Annotated in this window: 23 protein-coding genes and 1 other RNA gene; 19 read left to right on the forward strand and 5 right to left on the reverse strand. The window is 38.6% G+C overall.

The window, feature by feature from the left end:
- Positions 1–7 precede the first annotated feature (7 nt).
- The 10 genes from SP60_RS04995 (at position 8) to SP60_RS05040 (ending at position 12311) form a co-directional block, all read left to right on the forward strand.
- Positions 8–832, forward strand: coding sequence for a lipoprotein (locus tag SP60_RS04995; RefSeq protein WP_053951578.1), 825 nt, complete (start codon positions 8–10; stop codon positions 830–832).
- Positions 833–867: 35 nt separating this feature from the next.
- Positions 868–3690, forward strand: a complete 2823-nt coding sequence (locus SP60_RS08270; protein WP_082319647.1) for a caspase family protein — start codon at positions 868–870, stop codon at positions 3688–3690.
- Between the two features lie 4 nt (positions 3691–3694).
- Positions 3695–6154: a BON domain-containing protein gene (locus tag SP60_RS05005; RefSeq protein WP_158403342.1), complete on the forward strand. Its 2460-nt coding sequence runs from the start codon at positions 3695–3697 to the stop codon at positions 6152–6154.
- A gap of 41 nt (positions 6155–6195) precedes the next feature.
- Positions 6196–8544, forward strand: a complete 2349-nt coding sequence (locus tag SP60_RS05010; RefSeq protein WP_053951580.1) for a caspase family protein — start codon at positions 6196–6198, stop codon at positions 8542–8544.
- Positions 8545–8696: 152 nt separating this feature from the next.
- Positions 8697–9152 (forward strand): hypothetical protein, encoded by a 456-nt coding sequence (locus tag SP60_RS05015; protein WP_053951581.1) that lies wholly within the window; start codon positions 8697–8699, stop codon positions 9150–9152.
- Between the two features lie 192 nt (positions 9153–9344).
- Positions 9345–9779: a hypothetical protein gene (locus tag SP60_RS05020; protein ID WP_053951582.1), complete on the forward strand. Its 435-nt coding sequence runs from the start codon at positions 9345–9347 to the stop codon at positions 9777–9779.
- A 122-nt stretch (positions 9780–9901) separates the two neighbouring features.
- Positions 9902–10450, forward strand: coding sequence for a recombinase family protein (locus SP60_RS05025; RefSeq protein ID WP_053951583.1), 549 nt, complete (start codon positions 9902–9904; stop codon positions 10448–10450).
- A gap of 112 nt (positions 10451–10562) precedes the next feature.
- On the forward strand, positions 10563–11765 hold the full coding sequence (locus SP60_RS05030) for a tyrosine-type recombinase/integrase (protein ID WP_053951584.1): 1203 nt from the start codon (positions 10563–10565) through the stop codon (positions 11763–11765).
- Between the two features lie 4 nt (positions 11766–11769).
- Positions 11770–11991 (forward strand): helix-turn-helix transcriptional regulator, encoded by a 222-nt coding sequence (locus SP60_RS05035; RefSeq protein WP_053951585.1) that lies wholly within the window; start codon positions 11770–11772, stop codon positions 11989–11991.
- A gap of 68 nt (positions 11992–12059) precedes the next feature.
- A complete protein-coding gene (locus tag SP60_RS05040) occupies positions 12060–12311 on the forward strand; it encodes a hypothetical protein (RefSeq protein ID WP_144418595.1) in 252 nt (83 codons plus the stop codon).
- A gap of 205 nt (positions 12312–12516) precedes the next feature.
- On the opposite strand, the gene ssrA is transcribed toward SP60_RS05040, so the two are convergent.
- From ssrA to lptE, 5 genes are all read right to left on the reverse strand, one after another.
- Positions 12517–12863: a transfer-messenger RNA gene (gene ssrA / locus SP60_RS08275) on the reverse strand.
- 24 nt (positions 12864–12887) lie between these two features.
- On the reverse strand, positions 12888–14072 hold the full coding sequence (gene tyrS, locus SP60_RS05045; RefSeq protein ID WP_053952227.1) for a tyrosine--tRNA ligase: 1185 nt from the start codon (positions 14070–14072) through the stop codon (positions 12888–12890).
- A gap of 16 nt (positions 14073–14088) precedes the next feature.
- Positions 14089–15348, reverse strand: a complete 1260-nt coding sequence (locus tag SP60_RS05050; protein WP_053951587.1) for a glutamate-5-semialdehyde dehydrogenase — start codon at positions 15346–15348, stop codon at positions 14089–14091.
- Positions 15336–16355: a DNA polymerase III subunit delta gene (gene holA / locus SP60_RS05055; RefSeq protein WP_053951588.1), complete on the reverse strand. Its 1020-nt coding sequence runs from the start codon at positions 16353–16355 to the stop codon at positions 15336–15338. Before holA ends, SP60_RS05050 begins: the two co-directional genes overlap by 13 nt.
- A complete protein-coding gene (gene lptE, locus SP60_RS05060) occupies positions 16345–16800 on the reverse strand; it encodes an LPS assembly lipoprotein LptE (protein ID WP_053951589.1) in 456 nt (151 codons plus the stop codon). The genes holA and lptE overlap by 11 nt, the downstream gene beginning before the upstream one ends.
- A gap of 153 nt (positions 16801–16953) precedes the next feature.
- Between lptE and ftsH the strand changes: the two genes are divergently transcribed.
- From ftsH to rsxG, 9 genes are read left to right on the forward strand one after another with little or no spacing between them, the layout of a single operon-like run.
- Entirely contained in the window at positions 16954–18867 is a 1914-nt protein-coding gene (gene ftsH, locus SP60_RS05065) for an ATP-dependent zinc metalloprotease FtsH (protein ID WP_053951590.1), read from the forward strand.
- 18 nt (positions 18868–18885) lie between these two features.
- Positions 18886–19695, forward strand: a complete 810-nt coding sequence (gene folP, locus SP60_RS05070) for a dihydropteroate synthase (protein ID WP_053951591.1) — start codon at positions 18886–18888, stop codon at positions 19693–19695.
- A gap of 1 nt (position 19696) precedes the next feature.
- A complete protein-coding gene (glmM, locus tag SP60_RS05075; RefSeq protein ID WP_053951592.1) occupies positions 19697–21022 on the forward strand; it encodes a phosphoglucosamine mutase in 1326 nt (441 codons plus the stop codon).
- Positions 21022–21759 (forward strand): sulfite exporter TauE/SafE family protein, encoded by a 738-nt coding sequence (locus tag SP60_RS05080; protein ID WP_053951593.1) that lies wholly within the window; start codon positions 21022–21024, stop codon positions 21757–21759. The genes glmM and SP60_RS05080 overlap by 1 nt, the downstream gene beginning before the upstream one ends.
- 10 nt (positions 21760–21769) lie before the next feature.
- On the forward strand, positions 21770–22345 hold the full coding sequence (gene rsxA / locus SP60_RS05085) for an electron transport complex subunit RsxA (RefSeq protein ID WP_053951594.1): 576 nt from the start codon (positions 21770–21772) through the stop codon (positions 22343–22345).
- Positions 22345–22887: an electron transport complex subunit RsxB gene (gene rsxB / locus SP60_RS05090; RefSeq protein WP_053951595.1), complete on the forward strand. Its 543-nt coding sequence runs from the start codon at positions 22345–22347 to the stop codon at positions 22885–22887. The genes rsxA and rsxB overlap by 1 nt, the downstream gene beginning before the upstream one ends.
- Positions 22880–24388, forward strand: coding sequence for an electron transport complex subunit RsxC (gene rsxC / locus SP60_RS05095; protein ID WP_053951596.1), 1509 nt, complete (start codon positions 22880–22882; stop codon positions 24386–24388). Before rsxB ends, rsxC begins: the two co-directional genes overlap by 8 nt.
- Positions 24381–25328 carry an RnfABCDGE type electron transport complex subunit D gene (locus SP60_RS05100; protein ID WP_053951597.1) on the forward strand — a complete coding sequence of 316 codons (948 nt, stop codon included), beginning with the start codon at positions 24381–24383 and terminating at the stop codon, positions 25326–25328. Before rsxC ends, SP60_RS05100 begins: the two co-directional genes overlap by 8 nt.
- Complete coding sequence (gene rsxG, locus SP60_RS05105) at positions 25325–25927, forward strand: electron transport complex subunit RsxG (protein WP_053951598.1); 603 nt, start codon at positions 25325–25327, stop codon at positions 25925–25927. The genes SP60_RS05100 and rsxG overlap by 4 nt, the downstream gene beginning before the upstream one ends.
- Positions 25928–25930 lie beyond the last annotated feature (3 nt).

Consider the following 25930-nt stretch of genomic DNA (forward strand, 5'->3'; position numbering starts at 1 on the left):
TAAAACAATGAGAAAAATTATATTTATTTTGTTTGGGGTAGTGCTACTTTCAGGGTGTGTAAGCAACCCTGTCAATCAATTAACCAGCACTTTAGGAATTGATTCAGCTGAAGCCTATAGAGTTTCATTACCGTATAGTATGAACGATCAAGCATGGAATACTAATGACTTGATAAGGCCGTATATGAGAAAAAGAAAGCCCGCTCAAAGTGGTTTTATAAATGATATTCGTAATATTAAATTCGTTGATAGGTGGCTTGACAGAGATAGTAACAAATCAAAAGCAATATTTGCTATCGATCCACAAAGCTGTAAAGACAGTAGTCGATATGCATCTTGGAATTTTAGAACTGACTTGGCTGCAATAACAAGAGCAAAAGATGGTTGTGACAAGACTGCTCAGAAAATAAATGAACAGCTAGGAAAAGCCTGTAAATGTAGGCTTGTTGCGCTGAATGACACCTTTTTTTATAACGCTAATACATATAAACAGCATACAGGAAGCTTTCCCTGGGTAATGGAGGTTGTTGAAAGCGACCAAACTATAAAAATTTCGGGCATGGTTAGTTTGGTTGGCGATAAGCAAGAAAGATTTAACCTTGTTAATGACTCAGGGCGTAACGTTTGTTCAGGGCGATTTGATTTTAATAAGGGCGGATCAAAAGGCGATATTTCATTAAGTTGCTTTGATGGAAAAATTAATGGCGATGGCGAAGTATTGAGGGCTGAATACAATAAAGATTTGCGTATGTATTCAGGTACAGCATTAATTAAAACTCAAAAGGGTGAGATGAGAGTTGTGTATGGGCCAAATGCTTTAAAAATTAAGTAATACAGAAGTGGAAATTATAAAAAAGAAGGCGTAGTATGATTAATATGAAAGCTCTAAAAATATTCTTAACAGTTGTAATGTTGCAAGTTGGCATGCAGGCACATTCTGATGATGCATTAGCTGATCTTATTAAGGGTATTTTAGGCGCTAAGTTGATAGAGGGTATAGCTCAAGAGTTTAATAATGAAGATGCCAGCCAACAAAACTATTCAAGTGATAATCGTGTTAATACCAGCTCTGGAAATGAGGGTAGTCTCGGGTATCAGTACTATGTTCTAGGGCAGAAAAGCTGTAAAAGTGGAGACCATCAAAAAGCACTTAAATGGTTTAGGGAATCTAAACAACAAGGCTATGTTCGTTCTGTTGAGAATGTTTATAAGGCTTGTTCTGGAAAGAGTGTGCAATATTCTCAAAGTGAGGTTGAGAGCAACAAGGGTAGTCTTGGCTACCAGTATTATCGTATAGGTAAAAAGCACTGCAAGAAGGGTGAAACTCAGCAAGCAATAAAGTGGTTTAAAGAATCTAGAGGCCAGGGTTATAAGTGGGCAGATAGAGCCATTGATAGCGTATATTCAAAATGTCGTGAAAGCACAGCACAGGTATTAAGTAGAGACAAGGTGTGCTCTAATGGAGTATTTGCAACTGCCTATGTTGATAATGAATGCCCTGGTATCACCAACAGATGGTCTAATAATACAAAGGTGAGTTCTAATTCCAAGGCGGTTACTAGCGAGAATATAACAATAAAAGCACCAAAGTACGTTGAAAACGCAGCGGTTGTACCAGTTACAGTAGTGTTTGGTGATCGAGTACATAGTGGTGACAAAATAAAGCTTTATGTGAATGGCAAGCTAGCCTTGCAAGTTAACCCAAAAAAAGGCAGTTACATTGATCAGATTTCAACACGAGTTATTCTTGAAAGAAAGAGCAGCCGTATAAAAGCAAAAATAATACGCTTAAGTGGGGTTGTTGAAACCAAAACATCTAACAAGATTTCTGCAGATAATTCTGCATCAATACCAAGTAGTTCTGATAGTGATAAAAAACATAAGCTTAAAGAAAAAGATGGCAACATTAAGATGTTGATCAGGAACAAGATGGGTAGTGGTAAGCACATCTGGAAAATTAAGTTAGCCTCATCTTCAGGTGAAGTTTTTGTTAAGTTGTCACCGTTACTCTCTAAAAATCCATATCTTCAGATAAAGGGTAACCATGATAATGCCAAGTTAGTAGAAACACTTTATGGTAGTTGTAACAAAGATTATTCAAGTTCAACTAAAGAGCCACATTGTCTTTTTGAGCAAGAAAATTGGTATGCATCATTAGGCCAGAATAAGGAAATTGCTCAGGAGGATATTCTGAACGAGTTAAAAGTAAATTATATTAATCAAATCGCTTCACGAGTTAAAAATAAATGGCGCTACCAAGGCGCTAAAGATCACTGGGGCTGTGATGTGTACATCTTGCAAGATGTGGATGGCAATGTACAAAGTGTGAATTTACAGTCTTGTAATATTGATAACAATGCGAAAGCAAAATCGTTTAAAGATTCGATTGAACGTGCGGTATATAAAGCATCACCATTGCCATCAGCTCCAGACCAAAGTGTTTTTGATCGCGAAATATTATTTCACTTTGTAATTAATTCAAATAATAACCCAGCAAAAGTTGTGCAGAAGAAGTCTAGCTTCTCCGATTTATGGGGTCAGTATGGTGGATCAATACTAGATTCAAACACTAACAGTTCTTCCGATAAAGGTGATTCATATAGTATTTCTGAGGCTGATACACAGCCACCAGTAATTCGTTTTAATCATAGTGACTCTATGGCGGTAAATGACAAAAAAGCAACAATAAGCGGTGTGATTAAAGATAGTTCAAAGATAACAGAATTACTTATTAAAGGCAAAAAGGTTGCAATAGATGAGAATGGTAATTTCAGCATATCTAGATATGTGCGCTTAGGGAGGAATACGTTTGATATTGTGGCATTAGATGCGTTTGGCAATAAGGCAGCCAAGGTTGTTACAATCACTAGAAATAAAGACATTGTTAAAAATTTAGATAAGCCTTTAGATTTGCCATCATTCAAAGGCAGAAAGGATAAAAATGCAGTAGCTTTGATTATTGGCCTTGATCAGTATGAGAATATAGCTAGAGCCCCATGGGCGGAATCGGATGCGTCTGTATTTTTTGATTATGCACAGCAATCATTAGGCATCCCTGCTGATAGAATTGCCCTTATCACTGGAGATAAGTCTGATAGAAGTGGAATTTATGACTCATTGGATATGTGGCTACCTACTATGGTTGAAAAAGGCCGTAGTAATGTTTATGTGTATTTTGCTGGGCATGGATTGGCAACAGCTAATGGTGAGCAGGCATATCTAATTCCTTATGATGGAAATTTGGAGAGCTTACGTAGAACAGCAATATCTAGAAAAGAAGTTATCAGCGTTTTAAAAGATTTAAAAGCTAAAAGTGTGACTTTGTTTATGGATACTTGTTACTCTGGAACTCCGAAGGGCGGTAAAGGTACGTTGGTTGCTGATTCTCGTGGACTGCGCATTGTTAAAAAGGATAATTTTTCTTCGCTACCTAAAAACTTTACAATTTTTTCAGCAGCTTCAAATCAGCAAACTGCTAGTAGCCATCCAAATTTAGAAAATGGTTTATTTAGTTACTGGATGATGCGAGGCTTAGGCGGTGATGCAGACAGTAATAACGACAGAAAAATCACAAATGGTGAGCTTCATAAGTTTATTAATAAAAATGTGAAGAAGGCTGCAGCACTAATGGGTCGCAAGCAAAACTCGCAGTTAGTGGGTGACGCTAATAAAATTATTGCGTCATGGTAGAAAGGTGAAATTTTCAAGTAAAACTATATTATTCATATTATTATTTTTACAGCTAATACTGCCTATTGCTTATAGTGATCGACATAGTACTGGAGGATTAACTGATGATCAAGCTATCATAGTAAGCCTTTCTGAATGGGAAAATAATGATTCAAAACTAAAAAATGCACATATAAAATGGAGTGTTTTTGATCGTGTAGTGCTTGTTACAGGAGAAGTGCCAAGTAGGAGGTTGCGCAACTATATTGCCAAACAAATATCAGATATTAACCCTAGAATAAATAGAGTTATTAATGAAACTGTTGTTAAGTCAAATAGTGATATTTTTAGCAAAATGAAAGATTCAGCTATTGAAGCTCAAGTTGAGGCATTATATCAGGATCAAAATACATTCCAAGCTAATCATGTAAGAGTGATATCAACAAACCAAACTGTATTTCTTATGGGTAAAGTGACTAAGAAAGAAGGTAACAAAGCCGTAAAAATTGCAGCAAAAGTAAAAGGTGTTAAGAAAATTATTAAATTATTTCATTATTTAAAACATCAGCCTGTTGACGCAGTGCTTTACGATCAAAACTCTTTTGCAAAGCACAGCGATAATTTAATAGATTATGCCTATCTAAAGACAAAAGTAATTGATCCCGGATTATGCGGCGGTTTTGCAACTAAAGATCGCCCTGGGCGGGTGGCATCATGTATTGCTAATCATTATTTAATTGGTAAAGGGGATTATAAAAATGCCCTTTTATGGTATTTGGAGACCAATAAATTTAAACCTGAATGGAATTTAAATAATGATATGGCCAAGATAAAAGATAAGCTTGGCTCAGATAAATTTTTTAAAATAAAACATCAATACAATTCAGGCGGTATTGAATTAAAAGATGTTCGCTCATGGGCTTTTAAAGATATCAAAAGTAGTGTAGATACCAGAGTGGTTGACAAAGTTGAATTAAAATTTAGTGATGAGTTAAATAAGGATATTGCAAGTAGCGACGCCAAATCAGAGTTAAAAGAAAAACCTTTATACAGTAAGAAAAGAGCAGACTTTAGATATGTTATGCGTGACGACACTAAGTTGAGAGATAATGATGGTTTTAGTGATAATGTAATAAAGCTACTAAAAAAAGGGACAATGGTGTGGTTAAAAAATGGAGGTAATAACAGTACGGGACTTATACCTGTTAGAGTAGATAGAAAGACATGGGGTTATGTTTTAAAGGCGACTTTATCAGAAGCAAAGCCAAAAGAGTTTTTTTCAGCCAATCCAACGAATAGTGAATTTGATAATGACGATAGTTTTTCTGGTTTGTGGGGAAAATACGGCGGATCAGTACTGGATTCGAAAGGTAGCCTAAAACAACAGTCTAATTACGCATCAAACACTTCTGTCGATACTAAAGCGCCAATTATTAGCTTAAATCAAGACAATCTTACAACAGTAGATAGCTCAAATTTTAATTTAAGTGGATTTGTTAAGGATGATTCTAGCGTGTCTGAGGTTAGTATCAATGGTGGCTTGATAGCAATTAACAGCTCTGGTCAGTTTGATATGGCAATGTATCTTGGGCTAGGTAAAAATAAATTTATAATTGAAGCAATTGATATTTTTGGCAATAAAGCAAGCAAGTCAATAACTGTAGTTAGGAATAAAGCTATAGTTAAAAATATAGATAAGAAGTTGACACCTCCAACTACACAGCTAGCAAGCAATCCAAATTCTATTGCGTTAATTATTGGTCTTGATGATTATAAATCTATGCCTAATGCTCCGTGGGCAGAATCAGATGCATCTACTTTTTATGACTATGCTCGCAATGCATTAGGCATTCCAGTAGAAAGAATACGATTAATCACTGGGCAAGAATCAGATAGAACAGCTATATGGAAGTCTCTAGAGCAGTGGTTACCTTCCCAGGTTGATAAAAATAAGAGCAATGTATACGTTTACTTTGCAGGGCATGGCCTAGCATCAGAAGATGGGAAAGACGCATATTTAATGCCTTATGATGGTGATACAAGTATGCTTAGTAGGACTGCTATTCCAAGAAAAGATGTTATTAGTGGTCTTGATAGCCTTAAAGCACGTAGTGTAACCTTATTTATGGATACATGCTACTCTGGCTCTGCTAAAGGCGGAAAACAAACGTTAGTAGCTTCTAGAGGGTTGAGAATTGTCAAGAAAAATACACTTGCTGATCTACCATCTAATTTCACATTGTTTTCAGCGGCAGCTAATGATGAAACAGCAATAAGTCATCCAACTCAAAAAAATGGACTGTTTAGCTACTGGATGATGCGTGGTTTAGGTGGTGAGGCTGATAATAACAATGATAGAAAAATTACTAATGGCGAACTTCACGCATTCATTAGTGATAAGGTTCAAAAAACAGCAATATCTAAAGGCCATAATCAGCATCCTCAGTTAGTTGGTGATAAGAATACTGTGATTGCGACATGGTGACAAGGTCTTGGTTATTACCAATAGTTACTTTATTGTTTTGTATGAGTTCTTATGCAAATTGGAATTCTAATAGCGATAGAACGTATAAAAAATATAATTGCTCAGGATTTGCAAGCGCCCCTGATGAGATTAGAAGTTATGAATGTTATGATGGAAAGGATTTTGAGACTCGGGTTAAAGATTATTATCATGGCCCCGGTGTTTTCAAAGATGGTCTTTTTTATCCAAAAAAAACAGCCATTATAGGTAAGAAGATTAATAAAGATAAGGTTAAGGGGGTGTCTTTCAAAAAAAGGCCTTATTCTGAATTATGTTTAGGTGATTCAGCTCCTATGCTTGCCTTATCCAAGGCAAATAATTATCATTTTAATTCAGATTATAGGAATGCAATAAAGTGGTATGTTGAAACAATAAAAGTAAACCCAAAAGAGTGTGTTAATACTGGATCTGTTGAGGCTAAAAATCAATTAGCTTTAATTAAAAGTCGAATAGGCACATATGAATTCAATAGATACAAAGGACTTCCGTTTGAACCAAAACTTTGTCAAGATGGAACTATTTCTGAGTCATATGTGGATGATGAGTGTCCTAGTAGGGCACTGATTGTTGAAGGTCATCCAATAAAAAATGATTATAACAATAAGATCTATAAAACAGGTACGAATATGGTTGTTGTAATTATGTATGACAAAGGTGTTAAATATTATGAAGATGGTAAAAATAGATTAAAGGGTTTTAAATTGATACTTGAGGCTGCTAATTATGATTTTTATAAGGCTCAGCATAAACTTGGTGACATGTATTCTATGAATGGAAGTCATGGTGGTTTAGCTATAGATTACAGTGATAAAGAAGCTTTTAAGTGGTATAAAAAATCTGCGAACCAAGGGTATGCAGAATCTCAGTACGAAGTTGGGGCAATGTATCATTATGGCGAGGGTATTTCAAAAAAATACTCTGAAGCTATTAGGTGGTATACAAAAGCTGCTTTACAAAATCAGGTAGATGCCCAATATGAATTAGGACAGATGTATGCTAATGGCCAAGGAGTTCCTGTAAATTATAAAAAAGCTATTAGATGGTATAGTTTGGCAGCAGAACAAAACGACACAAGGGCGAGTAATAAAGTTAAAGAGCTATTACTAGTAAAATTGGCGTTAAACTCTGGATTCACTCAACAAGAAATATCAGAGTCAGAAGGTGTTCAAAATAAAAAAACTGCATTAAACTTTGGATTCACTCAACAAGAAATATCAAAGGGAGAAGGTATTCAAAACTTTAATAGGGCTAGAAAAGTAGCAAATATTGATACAAGCCCGCCAGAGATTCGTACTTACAATAGTGACTCATTTACAACTACTGAAAAGTATATTACATTGTCTGGAGATATTAAAGATGATTCTAAAATAGCTAAAGTAACCATTAATGGTAAAGAAGTAGCTATTAAAAATGACGGGTTCAATCAATTTGTTGTGCCTGAGTATATACAATTAGGTAGAAATGAATTTAATATTGTTTCGATAGATGTATTTGGCAATAAAAGCTCTAAAAAAATTGTGTTTAATAGAGAGAAGGCTGTCTCTAAAAATAAAGATAAAAGGCTAGCGCCACCAACAACTGTGAGAAGATCTAGCCCTAACGCAGTAGCCCTGATTATCGGTGTTGATAAGTATGAATCAATAGCAAGCGCTCCATGGGCTGAATCGGATGCTTCAGTGTTTTACGACTACGTTCAAAATGCATTAGGTATTTCAGAAGATAGAATAAAGTTGTTAACTGGATCAGAATCGAGTGAGGCTGGTATATGGAAGTCTATTGAAAGATGGCTACCAACTGAAGTTGACAAGAATAAAAGTGATGTATATGTCTATTTCGCAGGCCACGGGCTTGCATCTACTGACGGCAATAATGCATATTTAATCCCATGGGATGGCGACACTGATTTGTTGGAAAGAACAGCGATTCTAAGAAGCGAACTTATTGATGGTTTGAAAGATTTAGATGCTAAGAGTGTAACACTATTTATGGATACGTGTTATTCAGGAAAAGCAAGGGGCGGCAAAGGTACGCTAGTAGCTAATTCTCGCGGCCTACGTATTGTTAAAAAAGACAAGCTGAACAATCTTCCAAGCAACTTCACCTTATTCTCTGCAGCGGGTAATGATGAAACCGCCAGCAGTCATCCATCATTAAAGCATGGTTTGTTTAGTTACTGGATGATGCGAGGTTTAGGTGGTGAAGCTGATAATAACAATGATAGAAAAATTACTAATGGCGAACTTCACGCATTCATTAGTGATAAGGTTCAAAAAACAGCAATATCCAAAGGACATAATCAGCATCCTCAGCTAGTTGGCGATAAGGATAAAGTTATTTCCTCTTGGCAGTAAGTTATTTCTATTAACGGATATTCAATCTGCTTGCCGAATAATGTTAAAGCTATAATTATTTTTAGGCAATCTTGAAAGAAGGCTAATTTCCGCAAATATATGTATTGAACTGTACATAAGTATGGACATAAAGAGGGAGTTGTAAATTAATAATGAAAAAAATATTGCTAGTTACTTTTTTATTAACATCATTTAATGCTTTTACAGCGTTTAATGCTACCCATCTTAATAATATTGATATAAGAGTTTTCAATGAAAGCAAGGTGCAAATTTTTAAAAACGATGTGCATATGTTTGGAATTGACTGTAACAACGGCATTTTATGCAAAGCATTTGTTTCACACGTACCAAGTCCAAAGTACAAGGTATTTGATGGCATGGTTCAGTCGAATAGTGAAGTATTGGAGTTGTCAGCTAAAAATATTCAATCAGTAGTCAATAAGAATCGCAGCCTGGTTTTTATTATGTCGAGTGGCAATGCATCTGGTTCCTACACAAATGTTCAAGAATTTGAAATAGATTCTGATACAGGTGCTTTTTATCATACAACTAAAGAATACGATTGGATGCGTTACGGCCATCCAGATGATTACCCACTTAATCGATAGATCTAATTACGAATTACTCAACTGTTAAGTGATGCAAGGCCGTTAGTCACAAATAAAGACTACCAATATACAACACGTTTAGCTAGAATTTAATACTTTTTACACTATGTAATTAAATAATTACGATATACTTGACATATGGTAATAGAATGATATAATTCAATCGTAAATTTTTATAAAATCGGAGAGTCGATGAAATATATTAAACCTGTTGAAGGTTATAAAACTAAGAAAAAAGTAATTTCTACACGCGTCACTGAAATTTTGATAAAAGCATTGGAGACTGCCAAGCCAGAAATGCCACATAGATTTGATTTTACATTTTCTATACCGGAGATCATAGACAAGGCATTTGAAGATGCGTTGGATGAAATTAAAGTAGCTACTGGCGGCTATGATTTTTATGAATTAGAAAAATTCAAATATTATATTAGGTATGCCAAGGAGAGATACGGTGTTGAAGACACAACTCTAATTGATCCTGATAAAGAAGCCCATAAAATTCTTGTCGCATATACAGAGCTAAGGTATGGAGAAGATCAGAAAAATCAAGTTGAAATGTCTTACCTTACTCATAACAGGAGGAGTGAAATTGAAGAGCAGCTGGCAGAGGAAGCCGGTTTATAAGTACAAGTTTTATTGTATGTGCTAAATCGTATACATGGTAAGACATGAAAGATAGTATGGGTCGTTATGTGCTATTTTATGTATTAAAATGTAATTCTTATAACGTTTAAGGATTACAAGACATGAGCAAAATAGCCTACGCAAGGATATCCAGTTCTGGGCAAAAATTAGATGTGCAACTCGATAAGTTGAATGAAGTCGGGTGTGATATGGTTTTCAAAGAGACGCACACAGGAACAACTGATCAAAGGCCGCAATTGCAATCAATGCTTCAGTACGCTAGAGAGGGCGATATTTTATACATAACAAAATTAGATCGTCTTGGACGTAGCACGTTGCATCTGACTAAAATTTTCGATCAACTTAAGCGGAAAGGGGTTGAAATTATTGTACTAGACCAAAACATCGATACTTCGACACCAGTTGGATCGCTTATGTTAAATGTCTTAGCATCAATTGCAGAATTTGAAACTGAAATTCGCAAAGAGAGACAATTAGAAGGCATTGCAAAAGCAAAGGCTAAAGGTGTTAGATTTGGCCGTAAGTCAGTGCTCGACGCTGAACAAGTAGAGCAACTAAAGAAGAAGCGTAAAGCTGGTGTTTTGATTCGGGAGCTTATGGGTGAATATGGTGTGAGCAAAGCGACAGTGTATAGGTTGCTAGCCGCTTAACCATATAAAAAACTAATGATTTTTTTACGCAATTAAGTTATGTGTGGCTTTAATCGCCCAGTGAAAAAGTAATTTTAATAAAAATATATGCCAATTAAGGCAAGGAGATAGATTGAAAAATAAACCATTTACAGATGCAAAAGTAAGAAGCCTTAAGAAAAAATCCAAGGTGTATCGCGAGCATGATTATGGCGGGCTATACCTTGAAGTTGCTGTATCAGGCTCTAAGATCTGGAAACAGCGTTTTAACTTTGAGCAAAAGCAGGTAATGATTACGATCGGACATTATCCTCATGTTAGCTTGCTTGACGCTCGTCAGGCAGTGAATAAAAATAAACAGTTATTAGTGCAAGGAGTTGATCCGAGGCATAAAAATATTAAGTCAAGCAAGCCGACTTTCAAGGAAATGTTTGATGCGTGGCATAATCAAAAGTGCAGTGAATGGAGTGACAACTATGCACATGATGTAAGGCAAAGAGCTAATTGTTATTTAATGCCGGTTATCGGCCGTAAGCCTATTGATAAAATCACAACCCCAGATATGCTTATGCTTCTTAAGAAGATTGAAGAAAAAGATGTGCTAGACACATTACGAAAAATCAAAGGTATCGCATCAAGGACCTTCTCTTTTTCAGTAGGCATGGGCGAGATTACTGTAAACCCAGTTAGAGACTTGCCAATGGATATTTTCAAACGAAGAAAGCAAGTGCATTATCCAACTTTTACTGACCCAAAAGACATTGGTCAATTATTAAGAACATTGGACTGCCATAAAGGCACTTATCAAGTTAGAGCCGCTCTAGAAATTGCGCCACATATCTTTTTAAGACCCGGAGAATTAACAAAACTGATTTGGGATTATGTTGATTTTTCAGACAGAATTATTCGCGTTGACGGGAGTATTATGAAAACGGGGCGAGATCACCTAATTCCTATGAGTAATCAGGTATTTGACATGTTGAAAGATTTAAGTTGCATTGAAACAGGAAGTAAGTTTATTTTTCCGAGTTTGAAGACTAAAAATAAAGGTATCACTACTAACGCGCTTCTTACGGCTATTAGATCTTTAGGTATCAGCGCAGATCAATTTGTGACACACTCATTTCGCGGGATGGCATCGTCGTTTTTGCATGAAAAAGGATTTGTTAGCGATGTCATTGAGCGGCAGTTAGCACATGTTGAAACTAACAAAGTAAAGGCTGCCTATTGTCACGCGGAGTACCTTGAGCAAAGAATTACTCTTATGCAGGCTTGGTCCAATTATTTAGATGACCTTAAAAGCAATGTAAATTTAACTAAAACTATACAGGAGTAAAAAAATGACCAACGATAGGCAAATGATTAAGATCGGCGATGTGATTAAGAAAACCATGTTGTCAAGAGCTACTATTTATCGATTAGTAAATTCAGGAAAATTTCCCAAGCAAGTTAATATGTCAGATCGCTCTGCTACTTGGCTGAAAGATGAGGTTGAGGAATTTATCGAAGACAAGATTAGAAGCCGATATGCATCTAATGACGATAGTTTTAAAAAATTATAATGCTATATAAAGAGAATAAAAAAAAGTCTAAAAAGTACATTAAAGAGTCTCATAAGCTGGCTATAAGTATGTACTGTTTAGCCAATAAGAATAAAAAAATTGCTATTGAAGAGATTCGAAAAAATATCGATTTACTGGTGCATTCGGTTGAATGCAATCATAGCCAATATAATGATAAACGGCAACTCACCAATGGAAGGTTTATTAAATGGATGGACAGTAATGCATGGCAATATTATGGCAGGTGGGGTTTGAATTATAATGAAGGGCAACGAATTGCTTTATTAGTGACAGCTCTTGGTGTTATTAACAAATCTTAAATAAGCAAGTGTTTATGTAGGTTTCCAGCGTAGGTTGTATGTATTATTTGATTTCTGATGTTGCATACATCAAATACATACAATTTACGTCAAGATTCCATGAAAAGTAAGATTCTATGTGAGACAAGCGAACATCACAAAATGGCTTAATAGCAGTGTTAAACACTGCTTATGAGTCATCTTGAGAAGTTATAAGAAATAATATTGGTGGAGATGGCGGGGATCGAACCCGCGTCCGAAAACCTTCAAACAAAGAGTCTACATGCTTAGCTTGGTCAACTTGAGTTAGCCGCGCAGCACCCGACCATCAGGGATCTGCAAAGCGATTTCCGAAAGTTTTAACCGAATCATTTGGAACAAATAATCCTAGCGAGTCTGTGAGCGACCGCTACCCAAGAAGTACAGACAACCTCAAGGGAGCGGCTAGCTATGCAGCTAGAGCGTAGTTGTTTTCGTTTGCAACTATATTTTTAAAGCATATTTTTACGAGTTATCTTTATCCTCGGCATGCGTCCTTGAGATCCAACTCCTCGTCGAAGCCATGTCATCCCCTGGAGCGTGTATTATAACATTTTTTTACTGAATTGTCACTCTCGCAAATTTGCGCTTACCAACTTGATAGACAGCTGTGCCTGATTCTGGCTCGAGATTTCGATCAGATATTTTTTCGCCTTCGATCTTAGCAGCGCCTTCTTTAATCATTCTAAAGGCATCAGAGGTGGAATTAACCAGCCCAGATTCTTTGAGAAGGTTGGCAATTTTAATACCAGCATCAAAACTAAACTCCGGCATTTCATCAGGAACCTTGTTTTTGGCAAATCGATTAATGAAATTTTGTTGCGCTTGTTTGGCAGCTTCACTGCTATGAAATCTTGTGATAATTTCTTCCGCTAAGCGAAATTTGATGTTTCTAGGATTTTCGCCGTTCTCAATTTCAACTTTCCAAGAGGCGATGGTTTCAAGTGTTTCGAAGCTTAGTAGTTCAAGGTAGCGCCACATTAGTTCATCGGAAATTGACATAATCTTACCAAACATATCGTCCGGTGCATCATCAATACCAATGTAGTTGTCGAGTGACTTAGACATTTTCTGCACACCATCAAGACCTTCTAAAATTGGCATAGTAAGAATAACTTGTGGCTCCATGCCAGCTTGTTTTTGCAGTTCACGCCCCATCAAGAGATTAAATTTTTGATCTGTACCACCAAGCTCAATATCTGACTCTAATGCAACGGAATCATAGCCTTGTATTAAAGGGTATAGAAACTCATGGATAGAAATACTCTTGCCAGACTTGTAACGCTTGGAAAAGTCATCACGTTCCAGCATTCTTGCAACTGTATGTTGAGAAGCGAGCTGAATCATTTGTGCAGAACTCATTTTCCCCATCCACTCAGAGTTAAATACGACAGTGGTTTTTTCCTTGTCGAGAATTTTAAAAACCTGAGTTTGATAAGTTTGAGAATTTTCAATAACCTGTTCTTGGGTTAGTGGTGGACGCGTGGCACTTTTGCCAGTCGGGTCTCCAATCATGCCGGTGAAATCACCAATTAAAAACAATATTTCATGACCTAGGTCTTGTAATTGCTTTAGTTTATTGATTAGAACCGTATGCCCAAGATGAAGATCTGGTGCTGTTGGATCAAAGCCTGCCTTAATGCGCAAAGGTTTGTTTTTGGCAAGTTTTTTCTTTAGTTCATCGAGTGGCAATATTTCATCAGTGCCACGCTCAAAAATGGCTAACGTATTTTCTGTATTCATTTTTTTTAAATTAGGTTTATTGTCTAATGTGACCATCACCAAGGACGATATATTTTTGTGAAGTTAAGCCCTCAAGGCCAACTGGACCACGTACGTGAAACTTATCAGTACTAATGCCAATTTCAGCACCAAAACCATATTCAAAGCCATCTGCAAAACCTGTGGAGGCATTAATCATCACAGATGCCGAGTCAACCTCGGTGATGAAGCGACGACCTGAAGTGTAATTTTCGGTAACGATAGACTCTGTATGTCCCGAGCCGTGTTGCTCAATATGATCAATCGCATCAGACATTGAGTTAACAATACGAATAGAAAGAATCGCATCTAAATATTCTGTATCCCAGTCTTCAGCGGTTGCTGCAATAATTTGTTTGGAAAATTGACGTGTCTGCTCGCAACCTCTAAGTTCAACCCCTTTAAGTGCGTATTCCGCGATCAGTTCAGGCAGCACTTTTCCAGCAGCTGACGCGTGCACCAGTAAAGTTTCCATAGCATTACAAACACCGTAACGCCTTGTTTTAGCATTAAACGCAATTTTAATGGCTTTATCAGCATCAGCGTCTTTGTCAATATAGGTATGACAAACGCCGTGAAGATGTTTGATGACTGGCACGGTAGCGTTTTGGCTAATCGCCTCAACCAAGCCTTTGCCACCACGCGGAATAATAGCGTCAATATATTCAGATGCTTGAACCAGTGCGTTAACAGCAGCGCGATCGGTGGTGTCAATCAGCTGCACACAATATTCATTTAAGCCATCATCAATTAGACCATCCTTAACACAAGCATAAAGTGCAAGATTAGAATGTATGGCCTCTGATCCGCCACGTAGAATAACCCCGTTGCCAGATTTTAGGCATAGAGCAGCGGCGTCAATTGTGACGTTTGGACGGGATTCATAAATAATACCCATCACCCCTAAAGGTACGCGCATCTTGCCGACTTGAATGCCACTTGGACGGAATTTTAAATCGGTAATTTCGCCGATTGGATCAGCCAAGGCGGCAATCTGATTAAGACTTTCAATAATGCCATCAATGCGAGTATCGTCGAGAATTAGTCTGTCAATGAGTGCATCATCTAGCTGGTTATCTTTAGCTTGTGCTACATCCTGTTGGTTAGCCTTAAGAATGACTTTTCTATTTTGATGAATTTGCTCAGCAATATTTTTCAGTGCGCTATTTTTTTTCTGAGTGGTGGCACCTCGCAAGCTTTTGGCAGCAATGCGCGCATTTGTACCTAGTGTGGTAATTAAATTTTCTATTGAGTCCATTGATTTTTCCCAGCCAGGTTTAATAAAAGCGTGTGTAGTTCATCCACTACATTAAGATTATCCGCGCCTTTGATGGAGCGGTCAATACGTCCGAGTGATAATAGTAGTTTTTGCAGGCGTTGATAAGAGTGGCGTTTTAGAATATTGGCCATAATAGGTTTACGCTTATTCCACACTCGGTGGGTTTGCAAAATAGCATTAATCTCACCCCCTTGATGAATCTCAATTGACATGTTGATGATGGATTTTATTTCTCGATACAGTGAGCTGCTTAGCAAAATAGGCATAGCAGTATCGTTAAGTAAGGTGTTATAAATTTTACTAATTTGAGCGGTGTCGCCAAATAAAGCGGCGTCAATAAGGCCGTAAACTGTATATTGAGACTGCTCTTGCGCTTGAGTGAGAAATTCTTGAGTGTTTATTTTTCCATCTGGGTAAGTCATCTTAAGCTTCTGAATTTCCTGCATAGAAGCGAGAAGGTTGCCTTCCGTGCAAAAAGCAATGCTTTGTGCAACTTCTTGATTGCTTTCTAAGCCGACACCGGCCATATGGTTGCTAATCCAGCCAACCAAATGATCACGAGTGATTTCCCAATGCTGAATGACGCCACCATGCTGCTCAAGGGTTTTAAACCACTTGCTTTTTTGCTGTGCAAGATCTAGCTTTGCTGTGGAAATTATTAACAAAATATCACTAGGCACATTGCTAGCGATTGCGGTTAAGGCTTTTGAGCCTTTGACGCCAATTTTGCCTGTTTTCAGCCGACACTCAATAATACGTTTTGGCGAAAATAAAGAAGTGTTAGCAATCTCGGCTGTAATTAAACCCCAGTCAAAATTACCATCAATTTCAAAACTGGTTTTTTCATCAAACCCAGCTTGCTTGGCAGCAGCGTTAATATCACTCAGACTTTGTTCGATTAATAAAAATTCAGCGCCAAAAATAAAATAGAGCGCTTCGAGCTGATGAGTGAGTTGAGAGTTAAGCGATTCTGGCTTAATTCTCATTGAGTTTTGATAGTCTTCTGATTAATTTCTTGATAAGAGTATTTCTTAGCTGAGTGTAAGATTCCTCAATTTGAAGTCTATCTGCTTGTGTCGAGCTGGTTATTTTATTTAGGTGTAAGCTGGCTGTTAAGTCTTGAGATAGTAATAGTTTTTGATCGACGTTGAACACTTTAACAGGCACACTTAAGCTTAAGGTATAACTATTGACAGAATTACTGGATGTGTACGAAGAGGTTTGTTGTTTTTGCACTTCCGAACCTATTTGAATGGTTAGATTTTGCATAGCTTCTTGGTTGAATCTTGTTTGCAGTTCTTGAGCAAACTCATTAGCATTAGCACTTACAACAACAGCGTTTAAGGGTGTATTTTTAATCGGTGTGTGAAAGCCACAAGAGCTTAGTAGAAGCGTTGTAAGAATCAGGATTGAGAAGTTAGTTTTTGACATAGCAGTAAATGTTTTATTTTATAAGTAAAGAATTATGACAGAATTTAATTTTTTTTGTTGAAAAACCTTGAAAAAACGCCATCAGCTCATATGTAAGTATGCAATAGGGTATAGTTACCTGTCTTATTTTTTTTATAATTTTAGTATTACGCCATGTTTAAAAATTTATTGTTATGGTTGGTTTTGGGTAGTGTTCTTACCTCAATTTTTAGCCAATTTGAAGTCAACGAACAAAAGAGTGAAATCACGTATTCCCAGTTTATTCAAAGTGTTAAGCAAGGGGATGTTTCTGAAGTGACTATTGCTGGAAGTAGTATTTCCGGTGTGGGTGCGGGTGGTGAACAATTTGATACTTATTCACCAGGTGACTTAGGTCTAATGGGTGATTTGCTTGATAACGGCGTGAATGTTGTGGCTAAGCCACCTGAAAAAGATGGATTCTTTAAGCAATTAGTTATCTCATTAGCGCCAATTTTATTATTAATTGCTGTGATTTTATATACCATGAAAGGCGCTGGCGGCGCTATGGGCGGTAAAAACCCAATGAGTTTTGGCAAGTCAAAGGCGCGTCTTATTCCTAAAGACGAGTCTAATGTAACTTTTGCAGATGTAGCAGGTGTAGATGAGGCAAAAGAAGATGTCGCTGAATTAGTTGATTTTTTATCTAATCCGGGCAAGTTTACCAAAGTTGGCGGGAAAATTCCTAAAGGTGTTTTATTAATTGGCCCTCCTGGTACGGGTAAAACCCTCTTGGCAAAAGCCATTGCAGGCGAAGCGGCCGTGCCATTTTTCTTCATTTCTGGCTCTGATTTTGTAGAAATGTTTGTCGGTGTTGGTGCGTCACGTGTGCGCGATATGTTTGAGCAGGCTAAGAAAAGTGCGCCGTGCATTATCTTTATCGATGAAATCGATGCAGTTGGTCGTCAACGTGGTGCGGGTATGGGCGGTGGCCATGATGAGCGTGAGCAAACTTTGAACCAAATGTTGGTAGAAATGGACGGCTTTGAAGGCTCGGAAGGTATTATTGTTATTGCAGCAACTAACCGCCCTGATGTACTTGATCCGGCGTTATTGCGCCCTGGACGTTTTGATCGTCAAGTGATGGTTGGTTTGCCTGATATTAATGGCCGTGATGCGATTTTAAAGGTGCACATGCGCAATCTTCCAATTGCAAAAAATGTTAAATCTATTAATATTGCTAAAGGTACGCCGGGTTTTTCTGGTGCAGATTTAGCTAATTTGTGTAATGAAGCCGCCCTTATCACAGCTGGAAAAAACAAACTACTGGTTGGTATGCAGGAGTTTGAAAAAGCTAAAGATAAAATTATGATGGGCGCTGAGCGCAAATCTATGGCAATGGATGAATCTGAAAAAGAAATGACCGCTTATCATGAGGCGGGTCACGCAATTGTTGGACGTCTAGTGCCAGAACATGATCCAGTTTACAAAGTGAGTATCATTCCTAGAGGTAGAGCACTGGGTGTGACGATGTTCTTGCCAGAAAAAGACAGCTATAGTATTTCTAGACGAAAGCTCAATTCGCAAGTAGCTTCTTTATTTGGTGGACGAATCGCTGAAGAATTAATTTATGGCAAAGACGCTGTTACCACAGGCGCTAGTAATGATATTGAGCGTGCAACAGAAATTGCTCATAAAATGGTTAAGCACTGGGGCATGTCAGATAAGCTTGGACCGCTAGCCTACGGCGAGGATGAAGGTGAGGTATTTTTAGGTAAGCAGGTCACCAAGCATAAGCATATCTCCGAAGATACCTTTAAAGTCATTGATGATGAGATTCGCATTATTATTGATACAAACTATGCAGTTGCTAGCAAAATTTTAGAAGATAACAAAGATATTCTGATTGAAATGACCAAAGCGTTAATGGAGTTTGAAACCATTGATAAAGAGCAGATTGACGATCTTATGGATCGCAAGCCAATTCGTGAAGCGGCAGTTGTGACTGATTCAGATGTTGCTTCAACTGAACTAGGCTCTGGTATTCAAGCGGATGATGCAAACGATTCTGACGAAAATCCACTTGATGGCGATCCTAAAATCGCATAAAGACAGCAGGTAGTCGTTATGACTATTAACAATACACAAGCGCTGGTGATGGGCATACTTAATGTCACACCTGATTCTTTTTCGGATGGCGGGCAATGTCTTAACGTTGATGATGCAATTCGGGCTGCGATGCGCCTACTTGATCAAGGTGCTGATATTATTGATATTGGTGGTGAATCAACCCGTCCTGGGGCAGCGTCCGTGAGTGAGGCTGACGAAATCAACCGTGTTGTGCCTGTGATTAAAGCTCTATCTACGCAAACTAATATCCCTATTTCGATCGACACTTCTAAGCCGCAAGTGATGCAACAAGCTGTAGAGGCAGGCGCCAGTCTAATTAATGATGTGAATGCTTTGCAAGCGGATGGCGCTTTGGAAATGGCCGCCTCGCTAGAAGTTGATGTGTGTCTTATGCATCGACAGGGGTTGCCGCAAACCATGCAACAAAATCCAACATATAACGATGTTATTGAGGATATTCAGCAATTCTTTCAACAAAGGATTGAGGCTTGTCAGCAGGCAGGCATTCAGCCAGAAAAAATTATTCTGGACCCTGGCTTTGGTTTTGGCAAGACGTTAGCACATAATTTAGAAATATTACATCGATTTAATGAATTTAAAGGTTTGGGCTTTAGGCTTTTAGCAGGACTCTCTAGAAAATCTATGATTGGTGCTATACTAAACAACAGAGAAGTTGAAGGTCGCATGATTGGCAGCGTAACAAGCGCTATAATAGCGGTTCAAAATGGGGCGGATATTGTGCGTGTGCACGATGTGTTGGCGACTAAAGATGCCTTATTGACATTGCAAGCAGTAAACGGAGCGTAAATTGGCTAATTATTTTGGAACGGATGGCATTCGAGGTGAAGTAGGTATAGCGCCTATTACGGCCGATTTCTTTTTAAAACTCGGTTGGGCAGTGGGCTCAGTTTTGTCCGAAAAGGGTAAAGCAAGTGTGGTTATTGGTAAAGATACACGCGTGTCTGGGTATTTGTTTGAATCAGCGCTTGAGGCAGGTTTTTTGTCAGCTGGCGTTGATGTTGGTTTATTGGGACCAATGCCTACGCCGGCTATTGCCTATTTGACACAAACTTACAATGCAACTGCGGGTGTGGTTATTAGCGCCTCACACAATCATTTCCAAGATAATGGGGTGAAGTTTTTCTCTGATAAAGGGCTCAAATTAAGTAATGAAGATCAGGCCAAAATTGAGCAAAAATTAGCCGAACCTATGCAGAGTGTTAGCTCTGATAAGATTGGCAAGGCGCGTAGACACGAGCAGCCAATAGGGCGATATATTGAATTTTGCAAATCAACATTTGATCGTACGATTAATTTAAGCGGGCTTAATATTATTATTGATTGCGCCAATGGTGCGACTTATCATATTGCTAAAGATGTTTTTTCAGAATTAGGCGCCAATATTACCGTGATTAATAATGCGCCAGACGGCTTTAATATTAACAAAAATTGTGGCGCAACGGATACTCAACATTTACAAGAAGTTGTGCTTGAAGCCAACGCCGATTTAGGCATTGCTTTTGATGGCGATGGCGATCGTTTAATGATGGTTGATCACCAGGGTGAATTGGTTGATGGCGACGAGTTGGTGTTTATTGTGGCTAAGGCTTGGCAAGCGCAACAGTGTTTGGATAATAATATCGTCGTTGGCACTAAAATGACCAATCTAGGTATGCGCCACGCTTTAAGAGATCTTAATATTGATTTTATTGAAGCTGATGTGGGCGATCGCTACGTTATGGAGAAGATGAAAGAACATGGCTCAATTTTAGGTGGCGAAGGCTCTGGTCATATGATCTGTCTAGATAAAACCACTTCGGGCGACGGCATTATTTCTGCACTACAAGTATTGGAAGTTTTGGCAAAGAGTGGTGCCAGCCTTAACCAGTTAAAAAACGAAATGGTGAAGTATCCACAAGTATTGATCAATGTCAGAACCAAAGAGAAAATCGATCTTGATAATCACCAACAGCTAGATGCAGTGACTAAAGAAGTAGAAGCAGAGTTGGGTGAACAGGGAAGGGTGCTCATTCGTGCTTCAGGTACTGAGCCACTAATCCGCGTTATGGTTGAGGCGAAAGATGCACAACTGACTCAACAAAGTGCAGAAAAGTTGGCCAACACACTGCGTTAGTGGTTTTTGATACTACCAGTCTTGCACTGGTTGGCTTGATTTTTCTATGGACAGGGTTTGTTCGTACTGGGCTGGGTTTTGGCGGTGCGGCGATTGGACTACCGTTGATGCTATTGATTGGGGGTAGCCCGGTATATTGGCTGCCCATTATCGGCATTCATCTATTGTTCTTTTCGTCATTAACACTGTTTAAATCCATTAAAAAAGTTGACTGGCGCTATTTAAAGCATTCGTTGCTTTGGATTATTCCACCAACGCTTGTTGGTGTTGCTGGCTTGTTAAGCTTGCCTGATCAAGTGGTGATTGTCTTTATTTATTCCATTACGATTTTTTACGCAATTACTTGGATTTTTAATCAAAAAATCACTTCCGATAAGCCCTGGGTAGACAAACTTTTGCTAATTTTGGGTGGCTATGTAGCAGGCACTTCGCTAACAGGTGCCCCCTTGATTGTGGCGGTATATATGCGCTATGTTTCAAAAGAATATCTGCGTAATACACTGTTTGTACTTTGGTTTATTTTAGTTAGCATAAAGATGGCCACCTTTATGCTGATGGGTGTTGTTATTGACTGGTCATTTTCTTTGGCCTTAATCCCAATTGCTGCCATTGGCCATGTGGTCGGCATCAAGGCACATCAAAAAATTATCGAGAATGATCAAGTTTTTAAAAAATGGGTGGGCAGTATGCTGTTATTGATCAGTTCATTTGGATTATTGAAGGTGGTTTTGAGTTAAAATCAGCACTATGAATGAATACGTTTTAATTTTGGTAAGCACGATTTTAGTTAATAATTTTGTCTTGGTAAAATTCTTAGGATTGTGCCCGTTCATGGGTGTTTCCAAAAAAGTTGAAACAGCCATTGGCATGGGCTTTGCCACAACTTTCGTGCTGACACTGGCGAGTGTCTCTAGCTACCTCATTAACACCTATATTTTGGTGCCATTTGATATGGAGTACCTACGAACCATCGCCTTTATTGTCACCATTGCTGGTGTGGTTGGATTTACAGAGCTCGTGGTTAATAAAACTTCACCCGTTTTGCATCAATCTTTAGGGGTGTTTTTGCCATTAATCACCACCAATTGTGCCGTATTAGGTGTGGCCTTGTTGAATGTGAATCAAGATAACGGATTTTTGGCATCGGCCGTGTACGGCTTTGGCGCCGCCATTGGCTTCTCTTTTGTTTTGGTGCTATTTTCAGCAATTCGTGAACATATCGATACAGCTGATGTCCCCATTGCTTTTAAAGGTGCACCGATCGCACTGGTTACCGCGGGGCTTATGTCGATGGCATTTATGGGATTTATTGGGCTCGCTTAGTGATTGAATCGATCGTTATTTTTTCAAGCTTAACGCTCATACTTGGATTGGTTTTGGGCTACGCCGCTATTCGCTTTAAAGTCAAAGGCAATCCTTTGGTGGATCAAATCGATGCTATTTTGCCGCAAACTCAATGTGGCCAATGTGATTTCCCAGGTTGTCGCCCCTATGCTGAAGCATTGGCCAAAGGTGAGGCGCAGATTAACCAATGTCCGCCTGGCGGGCAAGAGGGGGCTGATGCGTTGGCTGAGCTACTCGGCGTAGAAACTTTGGTGTTAAATGAAGAACACGGGGAAACCAAGCCAGACCATGTTGTCTATGTGGATGAGAAATTGTGTATTGGCTGTACTTTGTGTATTCAAGCTTGCCCAGTAGATGCATTTGTAGGCGCTTCAAAAGTTATGACAACGGTGATTGAAAAAGAATGCACGGGTTGTGATTTGTGCATTCCAGTTTGTCCAGTTGATTGTATCTATGTTAGGGAAATCAAGCCAACTTTATCCACTTTTATACCTGACTCTCCTGGAGAATCTCATGCTTGATCAGACTTTTTCAGGTGGCGTGGTGATTGCCAATCCTTATCCTGTTGAGCAAGTAAAAATTATTCAAGCGCCTTTGCCAAATCAGGTGGTATTACCACTTCAGCAGCGTATTGGTGCTGAAGCTAAGCCCTGTGTTGAAGTGGGCGATAGGGTGCTAACAGGGCAAGTGATCGCCAAAACACAAGATCAGTTTTGTGTGCCGATTCATGCTTCTATCTCTGGCACGGTGATGGCAATTGATAAACAAATTATTCCGCATAAATCAGGCCTCAAGTCCACTTGTATTCGTATTGAGTCTGATGGACAAGACGAATGGGTTGAGACTAAAGGTTGCGGCAGTGATTTCTTGCATTGTGATCGACAAACCTTGATTGATTATGTGCAACGCTCAGGTATTGTCGGCTTGGGTGGCGCTGGGTTTCCATCACACACTAAACTGAACAAGGCGACAGGTTGCCATACTTTAATTATTAATGGTACAGAATGTGAGCCTGGCGTGATGTGTGATGATGCATTAATGCAACACCATCCTCGAGAAGTTATTCGTGGCGTGGAAATTTTATTGCATATTACTGGCGCTAAAAGAGCTATTATCGCTATTGAGGACGATAAGCAAGAGGCGTATCAATCGTTATTAATGTTTAATCATAACGATTTAATTAGCTTGGCTCAATTGCCGACAAAATACACCTCTGGCGCTGAAAAGCTACTGATTAAAGCATTACTAGATATTGAAATTCCATCGGGTGGATTTGCTGCAGACAAAGGCATCTTATGTCAAAATGTTTCAAGCACTAAGGCTATTTTTGATGCAGTGATTGACCAACGACCGTTGGTTTCTCGTATTGTAACCATTACAGGAGATGCACTTACACCTGTTAATGTTGAGGCTCGACTAGGTACTTCTTTTGAACACATAATTAGTTTAACCGATGTTAATCAACAGGCTCATGATTACCGTATGGGTGGCATGATGATGGGAATTGATATTGAAAATACCCAAATGCCTATTTGCAAAATTACCAATTGTATTTTTGTGAATAATAGAAAACCAAAACAACTAGCTAAAGAGTGTATTCGTTGCAACACTTGCAATACCGTTTGTCCAATTGGCTTATTACCCCAACAGCTTTATTGGCACGCCAAAGGCGAGAATATTGAAAAATGCATGGATTACCATTTGTTCGATTGCATCGAATGCGCTTGTTGTTCCTATGTTTGTCCTAGTCATATCGATTTGGCAGGCTACTTTTCATTTGCCAAAGCGTTGCATAAAAAGCAAGCGACTGATCAGCATAAAACCGATATTGCCAGAGATCGGTTTGAATTTAGAGAGTATCGACTTGAGCGTAATAAACAAGAGCGTGCGCAAATGATGGCCGAGAAAAAACAGGCATTAAAAGACAAAATGGCCAAAGACAAGGAGCAGGGCCAGGTGCAAAAGGATAAAATTGCTCAAGCAATGGCGCGTGTCAATAAAATCAAGGAGAAGGATGCATAGCACTGGATTAAATACCAATCAAATGATGCGACAAGTAATCTACGCCTTAGTTTTGGGTGTGAGTGCATCGTATGTTTTTTTTGGCTGGGGTGTGGTGATTCAGATATTGCTTGGCACTATTGCCGCATTGGTTGTTGAAGCGACTTTTGTAGCCATGCGTGGCCGTCAAGTGTTAGCGTCTATTAGTGATGGCTCAGCCGCTTTAACCGGCATTTTACTGGCTATTTCCATTCCTGCTATTGCGCCGTGGTGGGTGGTGGTCGTAGGCGTTGCATTCGCTATTATTTTTGGTAAGCAGCTGTATGGCGGTCTAGGCAATAACCCTTTTAATCCAGCCATGCTAGGCTACGCTTTTTTGTTGATTTCGTACCCTTTACAGATGACCACTTGGCCGGTTGATTTTTTAAGCTTTAGTCAGGTAATTGACGAAGTATTTAACTTGGTTAATTTTGATGGAATCAGTGGCGCAACACGACTAGATGATGTGAAAACAAGTCTGTCTTTGGGGAGTGATATTGCAACATTGCAAGTGCGCTCTATCTCTCAAGCTTGGATTAACATAGGATTTTTAGTGGGTGGCATTTATTTACTAGCACGAAAAATAATTTTTTGGCATATTCCTGTTGCTGTGCTATCCGGAATTTTGATGATGGCACTGCTTATTTCAATATTTGATTCACAGCAGCATTTACCTGTTCAAAATCACTTAATACTGGGTGGCACTATGCTGGGTGCATTTTTCATTGCCACCGATCCAGTTTCAGCCAGCACAACCCCTAAAGGGCGGTTGATTTACGGCTTTTTAATGGGCGTACTGATTGTGATCATTCGCGCATATGGTGGCTATCCAGACGGCATTGCTTTTGCCGTTTTATTGATGAATATGATGGTGCCATTGATTGATCAGTACACACAGCCTAAGGTGTTTGGTAGATCATGATTAAGGCGATTTTAAAATCGGGAATATTGCTATTGGTCTTTACCATAGTGAGTATTTTTTTTGTTAGCTGGACGCAGGATACAACCCAAGTACAAATTAAATACAATGAAGACCAGCTACTCATTAAACGCTTAGCTGAGTTGGTGTCTGGTTACGATAATAATATTTTGCAAGAAAAATACACTCAAGAGTTAACCCTGCATGGCATCTATCAAAAGATTGGTATTTACCCAGCAAAGCGCAATGGAAAAATCTTTGCCTACTTGGTGGAGCATACCTATCCAAATGGATACAATGGCGATATTCGACTATTAACGGGTGTTGCTATTGATCAAACACTACTGGGTGTTCGCGTTATTACTCATAAAGAAACCCCAGGCTTGGGTGACAAAATTGAAGATAGAAAATCAGATTGGATTAAGCAATTTTCCGGATTATCATTATTAAATCCAATTCAAGAAAACTGGAAGGTTGAGCGCGATGGCGGTGTATTTGAAGCATTTACAGGCGCCACAATTACCCCTAGGGCGATTGTGACAGCTAGCTACCAAGTGCTAGAATTATTTAGCAATCAAGGTTTATCAGGTCAAGCCAAATAAAGT

Source organism: Candidatus Thioglobus autotrophicus (assembly GCF_001293165.1).
Taxonomy (GTDB): Bacteria; Pseudomonadota; Gammaproteobacteria; order PS1; family Pseudothioglobaceae; genus Thioglobus_A; species Thioglobus_A autotrophicus.